Source organism: Parabacteroides caeci (assembly GCF_023656795.1).
GTDB classification, from domain to species: domain Bacteria; phylum Bacteroidota; class Bacteroidia; order Bacteroidales; family Tannerellaceae; genus Parabacteroides; species Parabacteroides segnis.
Genome location: NZ_JAMOKT010000039.1, coordinates 19,367 through 38,410, shown reverse-complemented (window position 1 = coordinate 38,410; position 19,044 = coordinate 19,367). Strand labels below are relative to the sequence as shown.

Sequence of the window (19,044 nt, the reverse complement as noted above, 5' to 3'; positions counted from 1 at the left end):
TATCAAATGTTTATCATAGGCATTCTATTTTTTTTAGTGTTAGACTTTAATGTTTCTCATATAATATAATATTACCTCCTTCACGTTTATTTCGAAGTCCTGTTGTAAAACAGATAGCTTCAATAACAGCCTCAATGCTCTTGTTATCATGAGTACCAGTTATGCGATAATCACAATTTTTACATTGCAGAATCACTTTCCGGTTATATGTACGATTGATTGTTTTGATTACTTCACGGATCGGTTCTTTGTTAAAATATAAAGAACCATGTATCCATTTTATATAGTTATTTTCCTCTATGCTTTCCTTACGGACATTTCCATCTATTTTATTGATTGAAAGATGTTCATTCGGTGAAACGGCCAGTTGGAGATCTTGGTCGGCAACATTTACTCTGACTTTTCCTGTCGACACCGTCAGTTTAATGAATTCATCTTCTTTATAAGATTTAAAATCGAAAGAGGTACCCAATACTTTTACCCGGGCTTCCCCACTTCTTATAATAAAAGGTTTATCCGGATTAGGAGTCACATCGAAGAATCCCTCTCCTTCCATCTCTATAATACGTTCCTCTTTATTAAAATTGCTGGGGATTATTAGTTTTGTATCAGAGTTAAGGATTACTTTAGTACCATCTGCCAGAAGTAAGTTTTTCTTTTCGCCTTTTGCAGATATTTTCTCCGCATAAGTAACAACCGATTGCGGACGATCAAGGACTTTCAGTAAACCTAACGTCACACTGAAAGCAATAATTAAAATAGCTGCAACCCTGTAAAAACCGTTTAAACGGTTTTTACTTCTGACTCTGGAGTCAGAAGTAAACTTATTCTTTTGTTTTATTTCAGACAACAAGGAAGAAACTTCCCGGCGCAGTTCATTTTCTCTTTCTTCATTCGGATGAGACATATCTTTATCTATTGCATCCCAAAGCGGTTGTACAACCAAATCGAGATCAATATGGCTGTCCGGAGATTTCAACCATTGAAGCAAAGTACGCAACTCCTGCTCCGTACATTGATCTTTTATGTACTTCTGAAGAAGAGATATGATTACTGTGTCTTGCATATATTTCCTTAATAATAGTACCTTTTTCAGGTTCGTTTATAAAGGATACACACAACACCTTCCTATCTAGGGGTGCTTCGCATATATTTAACACATATTAATATTTTAGAAGTTTCTACCCTTATCCCACCATACTCTTGTCCCGGCATGATCGGGACCATCCAAAGCCTTTACAAGCGAGTTGTAGAGCGGAATATCCGTATCGATCAGATCGGCAGGAAAGTTCAAACGCCGGATCATAATTTCCGTATCGATACAACCGTCTTTACTATTATTTATTTTCACAGGGAAAAGACGGGGATAGCCGGTACGCCTCTGTTCCGCCCAGGCTTCGCAACCCTCCGGGAAGACCGCCAGCCATTTCTGGGTGATAATTTTCTCCAGTTTGATTTCATTTGGGGCCGTTTCAATCCATTTGGGAGAGACTTTGCATCGGGCTTTTATATTGTTGGAAGTGTCAAAGGCATCTATATAATCTGCACCGGTACGTTCAGACTGAAGATAATCCTCCAGACCGCCTGCTCCCCATTGGATAAATGAGGTCGATACTCCCTGGCGATAGTTATCCCCGGCATTCTCCGCCGTCCAGCCTCTCAATGCTGCTTCGGCACGTAAAAACCAAACTTCGGCGGCAGTCATCAATATGGGTTCGGTCGATTTATTCACATATATCTTCGAATGAGAAGCATATAATAAATGAGAGAAACAGGTACCCTGCCGTATTCCTTTGTATTTTCCATGCAGAACCGTTTCTCCGGTGTCTTCCGCACAGGGTTCAAAAAAGAACTCACGGCGAGGGTCTTCGTAACCATTCAAAACAGATTCCATGGATGCGTTCATATAGACTTCATTCCATATCCGGTTTATTTCTCCCAACGGATTCTGATAACCGTTCCGGGTTGAAACGACTAACCGGTCTTTTACCGTTTCGAAAACTCCGTAAGGATTATGGAACGCTTTCAGAAATTCATTGCGGGCCTTTTCTGGATCAGCCATTGCTATCCGTATCGTCAGGCGCATCCGTAATGAATTGGCAAACTTCAGCCAGGAAGTGTAGTTTCCGTCCAGCAGAATATCAAAATCCGAAAGGTCGGGAACAATCGTTTTGCTCCGGAGATGTTCGGTTATCAACCCGACCGCTATATCCAGATCCCGGAAGAAAGCATCATACGCTTCTTTTTGTGTATCGGCAGAATAAACACCGTCGTCGTTTCCGAATGTAGAATATATGATAGGACCATACATATCGGATATTCTGTGCATGACCTCCACTTTCAGAATTTTCGTTATTGCGTAGACTTCCGGGTAATTGACACGGGTAGAGTCTTCCAGTTTATCTATCTGAGGAAGGATATAGGCATAGGTATATCCCCAGTTCGTTCCATTCCAACCGTCCTGCAAGTTATAATCGGAATTGCTGCTTCCACCGTTATGGGGTTTATAATCGTGCATATACCCGCTGAACATATCGGCATTCAGATTCTGCATAATCTGGTAAGGCCAGTTCTTTCCTTTTCCAAAATCATAATTGAAATAGATTCCCTGCTGAATGATCCCCAACGGAATACCCAGATTATTGAAATCGACAGTCATATCCTCATCGGTGATTCCGGACTGGTCTGTATTCATCTCCTGGAAATGTCCCGTACAGGATGGGAAAACCAGGAAAAGAATAAAAAGGAAGGTTGCTATCTTTCTGTTTATCATCTGCATACTCCTGAATTAAAAATCACATTTTACACTGAAACCAAAACTCCTGGTGGTCGGCATACCGTAGACCTCTATTCCCTGATTATCATTTCCCGTTGAAAGAATCAAATCAGGGTCGAAAGGGGCTTTCTTATAAAGGAAAAAGAGATTACGAGCAGTGAAAGCCAGGTGAACCTGCCTGACAGCCTTCGTCGCCTCCAACCATTTCCCAGGCAAGGCATAGCCGAGCGAACATTCACGCAGACGGATATTGGTCGCATCGTACATATAATATTCGGTTACTCCCGCACGTCCTCCCACTACATTTTTATAAAAGCCTTTTACATCTTCTATCCTGTTTCCTTCCAGCATGACAAAACCGGCATTACGGGCATCAGCCGTTACCTGAGTCACACCGAACATATCCATATCGGCCTGCGTCTGCGACAAGACTTCACCACCAAAACGGCTATCTATCAGAAATGAAAGAGACAGGTTCCTATAAGTAAACGTGTTGTTCCAGCTCATTGTGAATTTGGGATTTGCATTTCCTACCTTAATCAGGTTTCCTTCGCCTTCCACCTGGGGCAGACCTTTTTTGCCGCCTTCCGTTTCATAAAGGATATGCTCGTTCTCATCACGGCGGAATGCTTTCCCATAAATATCCCCAAAAGAACCGCCCTCCACCAGCTTCATTGCATAACTGGAAGAGAATCCTCTCGGACCATAAATAAAGACAGGCAATTCTTCATGCAGCCGGACTACTTTATTTTTATTGGTCGAATAGTTCAGCGACGATTTCCATTCAAAATCTTTACCGACAACCGGCAATGCGGAGGCACTGACCTCCCAACCGATGTTTTGAATATCTCCTGCATTGACATAACGATAAGCATATTTGTCTCCCGACTTGGCGGGGAGTTTGAAGAACTGGTTACGGGTATTCGTCTTATAATATGTCCCGCTAAAACTGATACGGTCGTTCAGGAAACGCCATTCCGTACCCAGCTCCACCGAAGTTGTCATTTCGGGCTTCATATTTTCAAACGGGGCGGAATCGGCATATTCTATTTCACCACCGGCTCCCACATGCGAAACTGGGTTTGTTATATATAAAGGTATGTCGTTACCGACCTTGCTCCATACGGCTCTCAACTTGCCAAAAGAAATAAATTCCGGCAACCGGAACATCTTGCTCATCACCCAGGCCCCGCCTACCGACGGATAGAAAAAGCCTTTCTTTTCATTCGGAGTAAAGGCCAGCGTACTCGACCAGTCATTCCGGGCTGTCAGGTCGAAAAAGAAAATGTCCTTGTAACCGACCTGCACAGTAGCAAACAGCGACTGCAACTGACGGTGGGCATCGATCTGCTGGTCGATATAAGCTGAACCGTCCATAATGATATTCGCCACATTAAACACATTGGCATATTTCAATGATGCGGTTTTCGAATCATAACGCAGGGAGTTCACCAGCTTGTCGTTGATGCTCCCTCCTATCACACCGTTCAGGGAAAACTGTCCGAATTTCTTTTCAAAGGAACCGATAATATCCCCGTACAAAAGTGTCTCCTGATAATCCGCCTCGATATACCTGCCGTTCTGACCGGACAAAGCTGGGGCTGTGGAGGCATAAAACATCTGACGCACCTTATCCGACAGATAGTCGAGGCTGCCGCGTGCCTGTATCTTAAACCAGTCCGTCACTTTGAGTTCGGCATTCAGCGACAGGATCGTACGGGTACGGGAATCTTTGCTCCGGATACGGTTTATGACCCAATACGGGTTCTGTTCAAAATCCTGAGTATCGGAATGCCAGTTCTGTTCGTTAAGGTTCCGGGACGGGTTCCATACTTCAAAGTTCTCCTTGTATTCGGAAATATCCATCCCCCGCGGGAAACGATAAAGTCCCACCAAAGAATTCATATAGAAGCCACCGCTGGGATTACGGTTCTTTGTTGTTTGCCGAAGGAATGAGGCACTACCGTCCAGTTTCAGACGGTCGTCAAACAGAAAAGCCGTCTCTCTGAGAGATATATTATGTTTTGACAGGCTGTTATGTTCGATGATACCTTTTCCCGTTGTATTGGCATAGGAGAAATAAGTCTGGTATTTCTTGTTACCTGCACTTACGGAAAAAGAAGAGATAGAGGTCAGACCAGTCTTGAAGAATCCGCCCGCATTATCATATACCGGCAAGTCGGCTTTCTTTCCCCAGCTTTCCACGTTGTCGGACACTCCGTATTCGTTCTGGAACTCCGGCAGGCAAAAGGCTTTATCAAACATCAGGCTGGTTGAAAAGGATATCTTACGGATATCCGGATTGCCTTTCTTCGTTGTAATCAGGATAACGCCATTAGCCGCCTGGCTACCATACAAGGCGGCTGCCGGCGAGCCCTTCAGGATACTGATACTTTCAACGTCTTCGGGATTCAGATTAGAGATACCGTCACCGCCATCACGGTTTCCGGCATCGGCAGTACCGCCAATAGCGGAAAAAGCCTGTTCATTGGCAGAATTAAGAATAGGAACACCGTCTATGACATACAAAGGCTGGTTGTTACCTACCACCGAACGGATGCCACGCATCAGGACTTTAGAAGAACTGCCCAGGCCGGAAGCAGCCTTGTTTATTTGTACCCCCGCTACTTTTCCGGCAAGCGTATTAATCATATTCGGGTCTTTCACCCGGTTCAGTTCCTCGCCATCAACCTGTTCGACGGAATAGGTCAGCGAGGCTTCTTTTCTTTTTATACCCAAGGCGGTTACGACAACATTATCCAGAAACAATACATCTTCTTCCAACACGACTTCCAGAAATTGCTGTTCGCGGACAGGAATATGTTTGGTTTTATAACCGATAAAAGAGAAGATCAATGTAGCCTCTTCTCCCACTGACAGCGAGTAATTACCTCCCGCATCCGCTACGGCACCATTTGTCGTGCCTTCTTCCACCACATTTGTTCCCGCTAACGGTTTACCGCCGGAATCAACAACCCGTCCGGTAACTTTCTTTTCAAAAGGGAATGCTCCGGCCGCATCCCAAGTAGATGCAACCGGAGTATTCTCTCCTTTCGCATATATTGATAATAACAATAGCAGCGATAGAATCGCAAGCTGCCTCATCTGAAAATTCATATTGCCTCTTTAATTATCCCTCAATAGCCACAAAGGTATACAAAAAAGCAATATAACAAAGAGGCGCTTTGACTTTTAACGGTTTTACCTGTTCGACTAGAAACTATACTGTACTGCCAGATTCAGACGATTGGCATGGCGAGTCTGGTCGTTAAAGTCCGTGCGCCATCCTCTCAGATATTCGGCACCGACCTGCAAGTCGGGAGTGATATTCCAGAACAGGTTGGCTACCAGATATTGTCCGTAGCGGTATTGTTCGGAAGGAGTCGACGGATAATCGTTTTCACTATACAAACGTGACTGGCTGTAAGTACTCGAAACAAACACATTCGGAGTAATATTGTATTGCAAGCCGGCATACCATCCCATCATCGGAAGAACCTGCATATGTCCGGCTTTGTCGGGATCGGGAACAATATCCACATTCAGATTACTCAGATCGTTCATATACAGGCTGATACCCCGACCGTAAACACCTTGTCCGTACACCTGTACTTTACTGCAAAGATTGAATGTCGTGGAGAGCAACACGCCCCAGCCTGTTTCCGATTCCGCTTTATTGGCAACCAGGTTATCATACGTCATACTTCTGACGATAGCGGCGGCACGCAGATGGCTCTTAGAGTTCCAGCCATATTGCAGATAGGCGGGGAAGTTCGGCATGCGTTGCGAACCGATACTCAGGTTATCATTGGTCAGTCCATCCACCACCGGCATTTCCACACCGACACCGGCTTTCCATCCTTTCCCGAACGAACGTTCGTAACGGAACTGGGTAGCATGATAAATCGCCATCCCGTTCGGACCGGCAAAGTCGATCGTCGGAGGAATAGCCGCCAGGTCCATAAACGAACCATAGTCATATCCAAGTGTGAATCCCAGCAAGGAAGCATACGCATTTCTCAGTTCAAAGCCCTTACCGTTTCCACGGAAATTACCGGCCGTATAGACAACGAAGTCGCCCAGATGTTTGGTGTGTCCCACCAGTTTAAGGAAGACCGTACTGGTTGTTGCATCCATCTGGAACTGGTTTCTGACATGCGACGCACCTTTGTTGGGGATCAGTGCGGGATAGAAATCAATATCTTTGGAGATACCGCCAAAATCATATTCGGCTGTTGCCTTCACGTATCCTCCGATACCGAGAGCGAAACGCCCCTTACGGTCGGTCAGCAGAAAACGGGGAATGCCCGGTTCATGGAAACGCTGATTCTGGGTTTCGTTCAGTATCCGGATAATTTCATCACCCGCCTTATCACGGGAAATAAACAGGATTGAATTCGGCTCCTCATCTTTAATGATCACTTTCTGAGCCTGAGCATGGGTGGATAACAGTCCGACCCCGAGCAACAAAGCTGCTCCTTTAACAAATGCTTTCATAAATGTGTTTTGTTTAGACGTTTTACCAGTAAGGAACAAGCATTGCATGAAAAGGTTGTGTTAAAGGTTGCGTTAACGACTAAAAGTAACTATTTTTGTTGCCTTAATAACAAAATAAAACGAAGATGAAAAAGCTGTTTGCTATAGGTTTACTCCTAATCGGATTATTGTCATCCCTTCATTCGCAAGCGCAGGAAGTTGAGACCCTTGTTCAGATCGACACCGACATGGGAAAGATCAAAGTGAAGTTATTTAACGACACGCCCCAGCACAGGGATAATTTTATCAAAAATGTGAAAGAGAAGCGCTACGACGGCCTCCTGTTCCACCGTGTCATCAAACAATTCATGGTACAAGGCGGAGACATCAACTCGAAAGATGCACCTATCGAACAGCATCTGGGGGACGGCGACCCGGGTTACACCATCCCGGCAGAGATCGTCTATCCGAAATATTTCCACAAACGCGGTATGCTCTGTGCCGCCCGTACCAGCGACGACGAGAATCCGGAACGCGCCTCATCGGGTACACAGTTCTACATCGTTACCGGAAAATTTTATACGGAAATGGAGCTGGACAAGATGGAGGAAAAAGATAATAAAACCTTTACTCCCGAACAACGGGAAGCCTATATGCTTGAAGGGGGCGCTCCCCACCTGGACGGGACCTACACCGTCTTCGGCGAAGTAATAAAAGGTATGAAAGTTGTCGATAAAATCCAGTTTGTCGAAACAAATGAGGACGACAGGCCGTTAAAGAATATAAAGATAAAGACAATGACGATTGTCGATAAATAATCATTAAACGAAACGAAAAATGGAAACAAACGAAACACAGGTTCTGATGAAGACCAGCCTGGGTAACATCAAACTAAAATTATACAACGAAACACCGCAACACCGCGACAACTTTATCAAGCTGGTAAAGGAAGGCACTTACAACGGCCTACTTTTCCACCGTGTCATCAAGGATTTCATGATTCAGGGTGGCGATGTCACCTCTAAAGATACTCCGATGAGCAAACAACTGGGTGCCGGCGACTTGGGATATACGGTCCCTGCCGAGTTCGTTTATCCGAAATATTTTCACAAAAAAGGAGCACTCTCAGCAGCCCGTACTAGCGATGAAGTGAATCCGGAAAGAGAATCTTCCGCTTCCCAATTCTATATCGTAACCGGAAAAGTTTATTCCGACAGCGAACTGGCCCAGATGGAAAAGCAGAAAGAAGGCCGCCTGAAACAGTCTATTTTCGCCCGTCTGCAAAAAGAGAATGCTGCGAAGATCAAAGCAGCTTACCAAAGTGGTGACAAAGCCGAACTGGCCATCATCCGCGATACCCTGGTCGGAAAAACAGAACTGGAAGCTGAAAAGCGCAAAGAGGAAGCCAAGTTGACTCCGGAACAGCGCGAAGTATACAAAACAATCGGCGGTGTTCCTTTTCTGGATAACGAATATACGGTATACGGCGAAGTGGTAGAAGGACTGGACGTAGTGGACGCCATCCAGAACGTAAAGACCAACCGCCAGGACCGCCCGTTGGAAAATGTGGTTATCGAGTCTGTAAAAATAATTTAATACGATCCTTTTCCGGAAAATACACAACATCTTTCCGGAGAATATCCAATGTTTTTATATTTAGAGGTAGGTCTAAATCAATTTAGAGGTACGTGTAATTCAATTTAGACCTACCTCTAAATTAAATTAGACCTACCTCTTTCTGAAAACTCATCAGATACTTACCACTCTTTTGTGCTGATGAACCGACTAAAAGAATGCAATGATACAACTCTCTGCTTACAAAGAACATTATAAAGAAACAATCCGTCTGGGTGTCCCGATCATGCTGGGGCAGCTGGGCATTATTATTGTCGGTTTTGCCGACAACATCATGGTGGGACATCACAGCACAGCCGAACTGGCCGCCGCTTCTTTTGTCAATAACTTCTTTAATCTGGCTTTTATCTTCGGGATGGGTTTCTCATACGGCCTCACTCCTATTATCGGCGGTTTACATGCCAACAAAGAATATCACAAAGCCGGAGAGACATTGAAGAACAGTCTTTTTATCAATTTCATCGTCGGAGTATTATTAAGTACTTTGATGCTCCTGCTCCTGTTGAACATCGATATTTTAAAACAGCCGGAAGAGTTGATGCCATATATCGTTCCCTACTATATCTTACAGCTTTTCTCGGTGATATTCGCCATGCTGTTCAATTCGTTTAAGCAGTTCAGCGACGGTACGACCGATACGGTTACTCCGATGTGGATCATGCTCGGGGCAAACGTGTTGAATATTATAGGGAATTATTTTCTTATCTATGGAAAATGCGGCGTTCCGGAGATGGGACTGACCGGAGCAGGTATCTCCACACTTGTCAGCCGTATCCTTACATTTATCGTTTTCTGTGTTTTATTTGCCCGAAGGGAAAAATATAAAGAGTTCCTGACCGGATTCAAAAACGGAGTCGTAAACCGCCTGAACCTCTCCAACCTGATACGTTTAGGCTTTCCGGTGGGATTGTTAATGGGGGTTGAAACGGGTTCATTCAGTCTGAGTGTTATTATGATGGGATGGATCGGGAGCACCGCACTGGCCGCCCATCAGGTGTTAGGCGTAATCACGACACTCGGATTCATGGTCTATTACGGGATAGCTGCCGCCGTTACAATTCGCGTAAGTGTATTCAAAGGATACAGTGACTGGCTGAATATCCGTCAGGCTTCTTTTGCCGGACTGCATCTGATTATGGGAGTGGCTGTTCTGTTTGTCCTGTTCATCCTCGCCTTCCATAAAAACATGGGATATTTGTTTACTCCCGAACATGATGTGGTGGCAATGGTTTCCCTTCTGTCGTGGTCGGTTATCCTGTATCAGTTCGGGGACGGACTGCAAATACTGTTTGCCAATGCATTACGCGGCATAGCCGATGTGAAGTATATGGCTTACAGGGCTTTCTTCTGTCATTTCGGGCTGGCTTTGCCGATCGGATACATCTGCGGATTCATCCTTGACTGGGGAGCGATAGGTATCTGGTGCGGTTTTCCTGTCAGCCTGACTACGCTAGGAATATTACTTTGGAGAAGGTTCAATAAATTGTATTATCTTTACGCCTTCACCAAATCAGGTTCCTGATTTCACTATGCAAATACGGATAAATAGCTAGAAATACAACTTATAACTGATGTTGGGGATCAAACCGGTTCCCTTTTCTCTTTTGATCTTGTTAGTTTTCTCGTTATACTCATAATAATGCATACCGGTACGCATCCCGACATTGAGCATTTTCAACGAGAATTCATGGGATAACTTTCGTTTGTTTATTCTGTAATTGAGCGATACATCCCCGTTCAGTACCGGACTGAATTTCCTGCTGAAAGCTTTCGTTTCGTCAAACAGGACATCCTGCTCTTCATTCGATCTTTCTTCGTCGACAGGCGTATAACGGTCGCCGCCATGAAAGAACAGGCGAACGTTTATATTAAACATATTCTGTTTCTGTTTACCTACCATCCACTCTTTTCCGGCAAGCGCATTCAACAGGAAACCTCTGTCCATCCTTGTATTCCGCCAGATATTATCGCCTCCTTTATATTTTGATTTGAAAAGAGAACCGGTCAGCATGTAGTAAAATCCGTTTGTCATGTATTGTTCCAGCGTTACATCGACGCCGTAGTTTTTACCCGAACCGTTATTTGTCAAAACTCTATCCAGGTAGAAATCCTGAAGATTAATCAGGGAGAAAGAGATATGATCCTCGACAGGAATGTTATATAGATATTGATAATAAGGTTCTATCTTCACATGCAGATTCGGTTTGACAGTCCAGTCGTAGCTGAGTCCGGCATGATGCGCATACGAGAAGTCCAGATATTTGTTGGAGGCAGATTGCCCTTCGACGTTCCGTTCTACAAAATAGTAATCAAGCCTTTCTCTACGGCTATGCAGGCCATAGGCTAGGGAGAAAGAATGCCGGGCAGCCGGTTTCCATTTCAGGGCGGCTCGCGGTTCCAAAGACCAGTTGTTATTGAGTGCAAAATAAGAAGAAGTAATTCCCAGGCTGACCGTTATACGGCGGTTTATGTCGATCACCGAACTGCTGAAAGCCGAAAGAACCATACTTTTACCCTTCCCTTTTGAAAGCTGTTCCATGGGCTTATTCAAACCAAAATTAGGACTGATCTTGTAATCGAGATCGTAATTCAACCCTGTAATTGTAATACCGGTTCTGTTGGTATGTGCACGGCTGAACTTCTTATTGATGTATGCGTTGAACAGGATATCCCATTTCCGGTTTTGAATATCTCCGACATGTACAGAGTTGCCGTCCGGGATTTGTTGATCGGCCAATATATGATCCTGGGAATAAGTGGCAGACAAGGAGGAACGCAGGTAAGTATTCCGGTCGAGGAAATAGGTATGAGTAATTCCCCCGACCAGTTTTTCGAGGTTGTTTCTAGCCGATTGCCGGTCGGCTTGTGTTTCCCAGTCAGAAGGATCTTCTGCATCCGCTTTATTCCGGTCTATTAATCCCAGTCCCCAGATAGAAAATGTTCCGGCTTTCGAAGTCGGGAAATGCAGCTTGAATGATACATCCTGATATTTCAGATTAGCACTGCCATTCGTTGCAAGTGAAGTCGTCGAGAAGCGATAGTTGAAGAGGTAAGAACTACCCTGCTTCTTATTGATCGGGCCTTCCGATGCCAGGTCGATACCCATTAATCCGACCTGAAAGGCATGTTCGTACTCCCGGTTATTCCCGTTACGCATATGCATATCGAAAACTCCCGAAAGAGCATTGTTATATTCAGCCGGAAAAGCTCCGTTATAAAAGTCAGAATTACCGATCACCTGCGTACTCAATGCCGAAAGAAAACCACCACCCAAACCGGAGAGATCAGCAAAATGGGTGGGATTGGGAATCTCGACACCCTCCAGTCGCCATTGCGTATATTGCGGAGAGTTGCCCCGGATGGCAACGGCATTTGTTCCTACTTCGCCGGCTACACCCGCAAAGGCGGAACTCAGACGAGCCGGGTCATCGAAGCCGTTGGCAAAACGGCTTGCCTCTTCCATACTTATCATGCGTCCTCCGGTGATAGCCATCGGATTAACCGTTTCAGACTTCTTCACTTCGGGATGCACGACGATCTCACTGAGAAGATGAATGTTTTCGTTCAACGATATATCCAATTGTATTTCTTTGGAGGAAGTTACAAGTACTTCATTGACTATATGGGTATTATACCCCATATAGGATATCTGTATGTCATAGCGTCCGACAGGCACTTCTTTCATATGGAAGCAGCCCAGACTATCGGTAACAGCCCCCAGGGAGAGTTTACCTAAAATACTTACTGTCGCATACTCGATCGGAGTATTGCTTTTGGAATCAGTGACGACTCCCCGTATCGACTGCACGAACCTGTTTGTTTCTTTTTGCCGGCCGGCATATTTTCCCGGAGATAAAATGATATGATACCCTTTTATCCGATAAGTGTATTGTCCGTCTTTCAATATTTCTGCCAGAGCCTGATCGACATCTGCCTCTTTGAGTGAGAGGCGGACCATTTTATTCAGGTCTAAAGCCGCTTGTTCATAAGCGATACTGTAACCTGTTTGTCGTTCGATAGCGGCGAGAGCTTCTTTGACGGATATGCATTTGTTTTGTATAGAGATTGTTTTTCCTTTGTTCTGAGCGATGCTCACGAAAGAATGGAAAACAAGAGATAAGAAAACGATAATCCGGTAAAACCGTCTTGATTTGATCCGATCCATCAGGTTTTATTTGTATTGTTTACTTAATACGATAGTTGCACCTTGCTGTCGATAGGTAAAACCGACAACATCCTTCAACACATTGAGTATTTCATCCAGTGTTTCACCTTTCAGGAATTTAACAGTATATTGCTTGGATGCCGAGATAGCTGTTTTATCATCAATCGTAACATTAAAATGCCTTTCCAACGTCTGTATCATCTCTCCGAAAGAGGAATTGATGAATAAGATTTGTCCGGAAAGCCAGGCATCGGTTTCTGCCGGTGATACCTTTTCAATATTCAATACGGAAGTCTTGATATTATAAATTAGTTGCTCGTTGGGCGCAAGGGTTTGGGGGGCTTGTGATTGGGGGCTGACTTCTACTTTTCCGCTTGTCAGTGTTGCAGTTATGCATTCATCGTCCGGATAGGCTTTGACATTGAATTTCGTGCCAAGCACTTTTACCGAGAGTTGTTCTGTTTTCACAATGAAAGGTTGAGCCGGGTTCTTTCTTACGGAGAAATAGGCTTCTCCTTCCAGATAGACCTGTCGCAAACTGTCGTCGGTAAATGTTTTCGGAAACTTTACGTTTGAACCCGCATTAATCCATATTTCAGAGCTGTCGGGCAGGAATAGATGTCTGGTTTCTCCGTAAGCCACGGTAATCTCTATCAGTTTATGCTGCGTATAATAGAAGTATCCGCCGGTAATCAGAAACAGAGGTATGAGTACAGCTGCAATCCGAAGTGCTTTTTTATAGAATAGGGTATCGGCCGGTTGCCTTTCGGAATATCCGATTCGGCTGTTGACACGCTTCAAAGCAGCATACGTATCCGGGGTGATTTTCGTTTCCAACTCAGTCCAATAGGCCAACGAGGCTTCCTCTTTCTCTTTCATATGCTTATCAGCAATAATCCACCGCTGAATCCTTTCTTCAGTTTCCTTCGGAAAGCGTTTGCTTAGATATTGCCGGACGATTCGCGATATATTACTATTCTCCATTTGATTACTTTTTATAATATACAATTAAAGGGAGGAAAACTCAGTAAGAAAATGAATATTTCATGAATATCCCCAGTTATTTTTACAGTGTGGGGAAAATACCCCACATAGGTGGGAATACTTCCCCATCATAGTGGGGATTTTTCCCCATACGAGTGGGAATATGATTTTCCTATTGTTTCCTCACGCACAAATTCCCCACTGTTTTTTGATAACAATCCACTTTTCTTATTGAGCTTTTGTCCTCCAGTTTGTATATTAATAGACAATAACAAAAGAAACGAAACTAAAATGAATGCTTGATATGAAGATATTATTCACTATTACCTTCTTGCTGATGCTTTTTTCTAACGAAACTGTATGTGCACAAAATGACTCAATAGCCAAAACAAAAGTACAAATATCTTATAATCATCCCAAACGGTATAAGATTGCCGATATTAAGGTGACGGGTATTAAGAATTATGATGATTTCGTGTTAATAGGCTTCTCCGGGCTGTCGGTTGGCGACATGGTGACAATCCCTGGCGATGAAATTACAACAGCGGTAAAGCGTTTTTGGAAACATGGATTGTTTTCGGATGTAAAGATACTGGCAACTAAGCTAGAAGGCGACGAAGTCTGGATGGAAATCCGGTTGAAACAACGTCCCCGTATATCGGAAGTAAATTATCATGGCATCAAGAAAGGAGAGCGGGAAGACCTCGAAGCCAGGCTGGGCTTGAAGAAGGGCTTCCAGGTAACTCCTAACCTGATGGATCGGGCAAAGATTGTTATTCAGAAATTCTTCGACGGCAAAGGTTTTAAGAACGTAGATGTGGATATCGTTCAGCGCGACGATCTGTCGAAAGAAAGCGAAGTGATTGTCGATATCAATATCAATAAAAACGAGAAGACAAAGATTCACCGTATCTACTTCAAAGGAAATACAGCGCTGACTACCGGAGTGCTGAAGAAGGCGATGAAGAAAACAAACGAGAAATTCAGCCTCCCGAACGACTGGAAAAGCAGCATACTGGAAGCCTTCAGCACGAAAAAGTTTACCTCCGAAGAATATGAGAAGGATAAACAGAACATCATCGCCAAATATAACGAACAGGGTTATCGTGATGCCGTCTTACTCTCAGACAGTGTTGTTAATTATAATGAGAAGCTAGTAGATATCTTTCTGAAACTGGAAGAAGGCAACAAATATTACCTGAAAGATATTCGTTTTGTAGGTAATACACAATATGATTCCGATTATCTGGAAGCGATACTGAGTATGAAGCCGGGGGAAGTTTACAACCAAAAGAAACTCAACGAGCGTTTGTCGTTGGACGAAGACGCCGTGTCTAACATTTATTACAACAACGGTTACATCTTCTTCAGTGCCGACCCGGTGGAAGTGGATGTGGATAACGACTCTATCTCGCTGGAAGTTCGTATTCAGGAAGGCCCGCAGGCGACTATCAACCGTGTAATCATTAATGGTAACGACCGTTTGTATGAAGATATCGTGCGTCGTGAGCTGCGTACCAAGCCGGGCACGTTGTTCAGTCGTGAAGATCTGATGCGTTCAGTCCGTGAAATTGCACAGATGGGACACTTCGACCCGGAGAATATGGATCCCAAACCGCTGCCCGATCCGGAGAACGGAACGGTAGATATACAGTATAACCTGACTTCCAAGGCAAACGACCAGATCGAGTTCTCAGCCGGCTGGGGACAGACAGGGGTGATCGGTAAGCTAAGTCTGAAGTTTACCAACTTCTCCATGAAGAACTTTCTGAACCCGAAGACATATAAAGGTATCATCCCGCAGGGGGAAGGACAGACATTGACATTGAGTGGCCAGACCAATGGACGTTATTATCAGGCATACAGTATTTCATTTATGGATCCGTGGTTTGGTGGAAGACGACCGAATACGCTTTCTGTAAGTGCCTACTTTTCCAAACAAACAGCTATCAGTAGTAGCTATTATAATAACAATCTGTCGAATTACGGTAGTTATTATCCCGGTTATGGCAGCGGCTACGGTAATATGTACGGCTATGGCAATAACTACAACAACTACGAACTGGCCTACGACCCGGATAAGTCGATCATGATGCTTGGTGTTGCTGTCGGTTACGGTAAACGACTAAACTGGCCGGACGACTACTTTCAGTTCATGGCAACATTGAATTATCAGATGTATATTATGCACGACTGGGCCTACTTTCTCGTGCAGAACGGTACCAGCCATAATGTCAATCTGGAATTGATGTTGCAGCGCAACTCGATCGACAACCCGTTGTACACTCGTCATGGTTCGCAATTTTCAGTGTCGGTAAGCGCAACTCCCCCTTATTCTTTGTGGGATGGAAAGGATTATACCAGCATGAGTGATAGCGACCCGAATAAGTTTAAGTTTATCGAGTATCATAAATGGAAATTCAAAGCAAAGCTATTCTCTCCATTGGCTCCGGTAGCGGTGAAGCGTACGCCGGTATTAATGACGCGTGTTGAATACGGATTCCTGGGATCATACAACAGCCATAAACGTTCACCGTTTGAAACCTTCTACATGGGTGGCGACGGCATGAGCGGATACTCCAGCACCTATGCTACCGAAACGATTGGTTTGAGAGGGTATGAAAACGGAAGTATTGCCGGTAATGCCGGTTACAGTTCATACGGGTATGCCTACTCTCGTTTGGCAATGGAGTTGCGCTATCCGTTCCTGCTGGAACCGTCTTCTACCATCTACGGATTGGTATTTGCAGAAGCCGGTAACGCCTGGAAGGATTTGAAGAGTTTTAATCCGTTCGATCTGAAACGTTCTGTGGGTGTAGGTGCACGTATCTTCCTGCCGATGATCGGTTTGATGGGTATCGATATGGCTTACGGATTTGATAAGGTAAATGGAAAAAGAGGAGGCTGGCATCCTCACTTTATTATCGGACAGGAATTTTAATAATAATAAGAAAAAGAAGAATGAAAAGTATATTCATATGGCTATTTGCATGTATCGCGCAAATAGGACTATCTCAGGAAGTCAGAGAATTAACGTCAACAGAAAAAGAGAAGGACTTTCTCTTTCTGGTAGAAACACTAAAAAGCAATTATCCCTATTTCAGCCTGTATGAACGTGTATACGGAAAGTCGTGGTTATCTCAAAAGGATTCTTTTCTGAAGAAAGTGTGCAACACAAAGAATAATAAAGAATATATATTGCTGCTCGACTCCATCGTAAAAAGCCTGCATGACAAAGAAGTCGATCTCTCCCCTACTGTGTACTGGAGCCACTACCGCACAAAATACGGAGAAGCTTGCTTAATAAATCCGGGATATATACCCTGGGTAAATACATTGAACCAATCGGACAAAGAGATGGGGTATTGGAGTAAATTATTAAAGAAAGGTAATACAAAAGAAACCGTTTCAAAGAACAATTCACAGTATAAAGATTCGATCATTCCTTCACGTAAGATAGGGATCTTACACATATCGTCATTCGATCCGGAAAGCCGGGAGGATGATTTTCAGCGAATAAATGAATTTCTTTATAGGATTAGCAACTACAACTATCTCATCATAGATATACAAGGTAATAAAGGAGGGAGCAGCTCTTACTGGATGGAAGGGATCGTGAAACGGCTGATATATGCACCCGCCTGCTTCCAGCGTTACTTCGCGATCAAAAAGGGAAGGCACAACAGTTTATTCTTTTCACGCTATCTGAACAGTGATGTCACCATAGATGTATCTTCACAATTTATATCACCACCTTTGGAACTTTCAGAACAAACATTTAAGGTAACGAAGGAAACAACCATCATCTATCCGTATTTACCTATCCCTTTTAAAGGGGAAATAATCATCCTGACAGATTCAGGCGTCTTTTCTGCGGCAGATGAATTTGCTTGTTTTGCCCAAAGCACCTCCTGGGCTACTGTTGCCGGCCAGACAACTGCCGGTGGCGGTATCGGAAGCGATCCGGTAGTGATACGGTTGCCGGCTAGTGGTATACTCGTGCGTTACCCGGCATTGGCAGGATTAAATCCTAACGGTAGTCTGCATACAGAAGATAAAACAATTCCCGACACAGAGATAAAAGGAAACAAACCGGATGAAAGATTAAACAACCTGATCGACCGATTAAACGACAGTTTGTTGTTCATATAACGATGCAGACGGAGCGCGGCGTAACCGGGGAAAACTATAACAGAGCAAGGATGAAGGCGAATATAGCTTTACGAATCTCTTTCAGGGCGAGGCTTAGCTGACTTTCAACGTTTCTTTTGCTCGTATGCAGCCGTTCGGCTATTTCGCCGTTACTGAGTCCTTCGTTGCGGCTGAGTATGTAAATCTGCTTACGCTGTTCCGGCATTTTGTTTACGAGATCATCGATTAACAAGCCCAGTTCTTTTGCGATAAGATCTTCTTCTGATGTAGAACCGGCTTCATCCGGTTGGAAATTATTCGTATAAGCCAGATGGATGTATTTATGGTTGAGGTAGTTTATAGCGGCATTGCGGGCAATCGTATATAAATAGGCGTCGAAAGATTTGGCGGTGTTGATAGCTTGCCGGTTGATCCAGAGGTTTACAAATAAGTCTTCAGCCAATTCCTCGGCGTCGGATTCCGATTTTACATATCCGTAGATAAAAGCTTTCGTCTTATTATAATAGGTAAGAAATACCGTTTCAAAAGCCTTATGATCTCCATTCCATAAGCCTTCAATCGTTTTTATGTCAATACTGCTACCTGCCATGAATCAACTTCTTAGTATCGGGAGACAAAAGAAGTAATTATTTGCGGGATAGAAAATATCTTTTTGAAATCTTAATGTAAATAGCTATTTATATACAAAATTAAAATGTTTTATGGGAACTAGGGGCATCGTTGCAGTAGCCGGTAACGAATAAGCATCGGTATGCAAATGAGTAGTTACTCGTTTAAATGCCGATGCTTATCCGTTTAGCACTATAAGGCTGGCGAGCTGGCTTGCCTGTGTCGCCAATTCAACACAGGCAAGCCA

12 protein-coding genes are annotated in these 19,044 nt (G+C 44.0%); 5 read left to right on the top strand and 7 right to left on the bottom strand.

Annotated elements, in window-relative coordinates; all coding sequences use genetic code 11:
* Positions 1-46: 46 nt before the first annotated feature.
* The 4 genes from NBH15_RS18315 to NBH15_RS18300 all read right to left on the bottom strand — a co-directional run bounded on the left by NBH15_RS18315 (position 47) and on the right by NBH15_RS18300 (position 7,273).
* Complete coding sequence (locus NBH15_RS18315) at positions 47-1,066, bottom strand: FecR family protein (protein WP_250823256.1); 1,020 nt, start codon at positions 1,064-1,066, stop codon at positions 47-49.
* Positions 1,067-1,171: 105 nt separating this feature from the next.
* Positions 1,172-2,773 carry a SusD/RagB family nutrient-binding outer membrane lipoprotein gene (locus tag NBH15_RS18310; protein WP_250823267.1) on the bottom strand — a complete coding sequence of 534 codons (1,602 nt, stop codon included), beginning with the start codon at positions 2,771-2,773 and terminating at the stop codon, positions 1,172-1,174.
* A 15-nt stretch (positions 2,774-2,788) separates the two neighbouring features.
* A complete protein-coding gene (locus tag NBH15_RS18305) occupies positions 2,789-5,893 on the bottom strand; it encodes a SusC/RagA family TonB-linked outer membrane protein (RefSeq protein ID WP_250823255.1) in 3,105 nt (1,034 codons plus the stop codon).
* A 96-nt stretch (positions 5,894-5,989) separates the two neighbouring features.
* Positions 5,990-7,273, bottom strand: coding sequence for a DcaP family trimeric outer membrane transporter (locus NBH15_RS18300; protein WP_250823254.1), 1,284 nt, complete (start codon positions 7,271-7,273; stop codon positions 5,990-5,992).
* A gap of 125 nt (positions 7,274-7,398) precedes the next feature.
* On the opposite strand from NBH15_RS18300, the gene NBH15_RS18295 reads away from it, so the two are divergent.
* The 3 genes from NBH15_RS18295 (at position 7,399) to NBH15_RS18285 (ending at position 10,409) form a co-directional block, all read left to right on the top strand.
* Positions 7,399-8,070 (top strand): peptidylprolyl isomerase, encoded by a 672-nt coding sequence (locus NBH15_RS18295; RefSeq protein WP_250823253.1) that lies wholly within the window; start codon positions 7,399-7,401, stop codon positions 8,068-8,070.
* A gap of 19 nt (positions 8,071-8,089) precedes the next feature.
* Complete coding sequence (locus NBH15_RS18290; protein ID WP_250823252.1) at positions 8,090-8,848, top strand: peptidylprolyl isomerase; 759 nt, start codon at positions 8,090-8,092, stop codon at positions 8,846-8,848.
* A 202-nt stretch (positions 8,849-9,050) separates the two neighbouring features.
* Positions 9,051-10,409 (top strand): MATE family efflux transporter, encoded by a 1,359-nt coding sequence (locus tag NBH15_RS18285; protein ID WP_186961434.1) that lies wholly within the window; start codon positions 9,051-9,053, stop codon positions 10,407-10,409.
* Positions 10,410-10,436: 27 nt separating this feature from the next.
* Here the strand turns inward: NBH15_RS18285 and NBH15_RS18280 are convergent, their stop codons facing one another.
* A complete protein-coding gene (locus tag NBH15_RS18280; RefSeq protein ID WP_250823251.1) occupies positions 10,437-13,052 on the bottom strand; it encodes a TonB-dependent receptor in 2,616 nt (871 codons plus the stop codon).
* A 6-nt stretch (positions 13,053-13,058) separates the two neighbouring features.
* Positions 13,059-14,036: a FecR family protein gene (locus NBH15_RS18275; protein ID WP_250823250.1), complete on the bottom strand. Its 978-nt coding sequence runs from the start codon at positions 14,034-14,036 to the stop codon at positions 13,059-13,061.
* Positions 14,037-14,331: 295 nt separating this feature from the next.
* On the opposite strand from NBH15_RS18275, the gene NBH15_RS18270 reads away from it, so the two are divergent.
* Both NBH15_RS18270 and NBH15_RS18265 read left to right on the top strand, forming a co-directional pair.
* Positions 14,332-16,977, top strand: a complete 2,646-nt coding sequence (locus NBH15_RS18270) for a BamA/OMP85 family outer membrane protein (RefSeq protein WP_481354040.1) — start codon at positions 14,332-14,334, stop codon at positions 16,975-16,977.
* Positions 16,978-16,997: 20 nt separating this feature from the next.
* A complete protein-coding gene (locus tag NBH15_RS18265; RefSeq protein ID WP_250823249.1) occupies positions 16,998-18,188 on the top strand; it encodes a S41 family peptidase in 1,191 nt (396 codons plus the stop codon).
* Positions 18,189-18,222: 34 nt separating this feature from the next.
* Here NBH15_RS18265 and NBH15_RS18260 read toward each other — a convergent pair whose 3' ends face one another.
* Positions 18,223-18,777, bottom strand: a complete 555-nt coding sequence (locus NBH15_RS18260; protein WP_128134479.1) for an RNA polymerase sigma-70 factor — start codon at positions 18,775-18,777, stop codon at positions 18,223-18,225.
* Positions 18,778-19,044 lie beyond the last annotated feature (267 nt).

Excerpts from the sequence above, each read along its gene's own strand:
- NBH15_RS18315 (WP_250823256.1), bottom strand. The coding sequence starts at position 1,066 with ATGCAAGACACAGTAATCATATCTCTTCTTCAGAAGTACATAAAAGAT.
- NBH15_RS18310 (WP_250823267.1), bottom strand. The coding sequence starts at position 2,773 with ATGATAAACAGAAAGATAGCAACCTTCCTTTTTATTCTTTTCCTGGTT.
- NBH15_RS18305 (WP_250823255.1), bottom strand. The coding sequence starts at position 5,893 with ATGAATTTTCAGATGAGGCAGCTTGCGATTCTATCGCTGCTATTGTTA.
- NBH15_RS18300 (WP_250823254.1), bottom strand. The coding sequence starts at position 7,273 with ATGAAAGCATTTGTTAAAGGAGCAGCTTTGTTGCTCGGGGTCGGACTG.
- NBH15_RS18295 (WP_250823253.1), top strand. The coding sequence starts at position 7,399 with ATGAAAAAGCTGTTTGCTATAGGTTTACTCCTAATCGGATTATTGTCA.
- NBH15_RS18290 (WP_250823252.1), top strand. The coding sequence starts at position 8,090 with ATGGAAACAAACGAAACACAGGTTCTGATGAAGACCAGCCTGGGTAAC.
- NBH15_RS18285 (WP_186961434.1), top strand. The coding sequence starts at position 9,051 with ATGATACAACTCTCTGCTTACAAAGAACATTATAAAGAAACAATCCGT.
- NBH15_RS18280 (WP_250823251.1), bottom strand. The coding sequence starts at position 13,052 with ATGGATCGGATCAAATCAAGACGGTTTTACCGGATTATCGTTTTCTTA.
- NBH15_RS18275 (WP_250823250.1), bottom strand. The coding sequence starts at position 14,036 with ATGGAGAATAGTAATATATCGCGAATCGTCCGGCAATATCTAAGCAAA.
- NBH15_RS18270 (WP_481354040.1), top strand. The coding sequence starts at position 14,332 with ATGCTTGATATGAAGATATTATTCACTATTACCTTCTTGCTGATGCTT.
- NBH15_RS18265 (WP_250823249.1), top strand. The coding sequence starts at position 16,998 with ATGAAAAGTATATTCATATGGCTATTTGCATGTATCGCGCAAATAGGA.
- NBH15_RS18260 (WP_128134479.1), bottom strand. The coding sequence starts at position 18,777 with ATGGCAGGTAGCAGTATTGACATAAAAACGATTGAAGGCTTATGGAAT.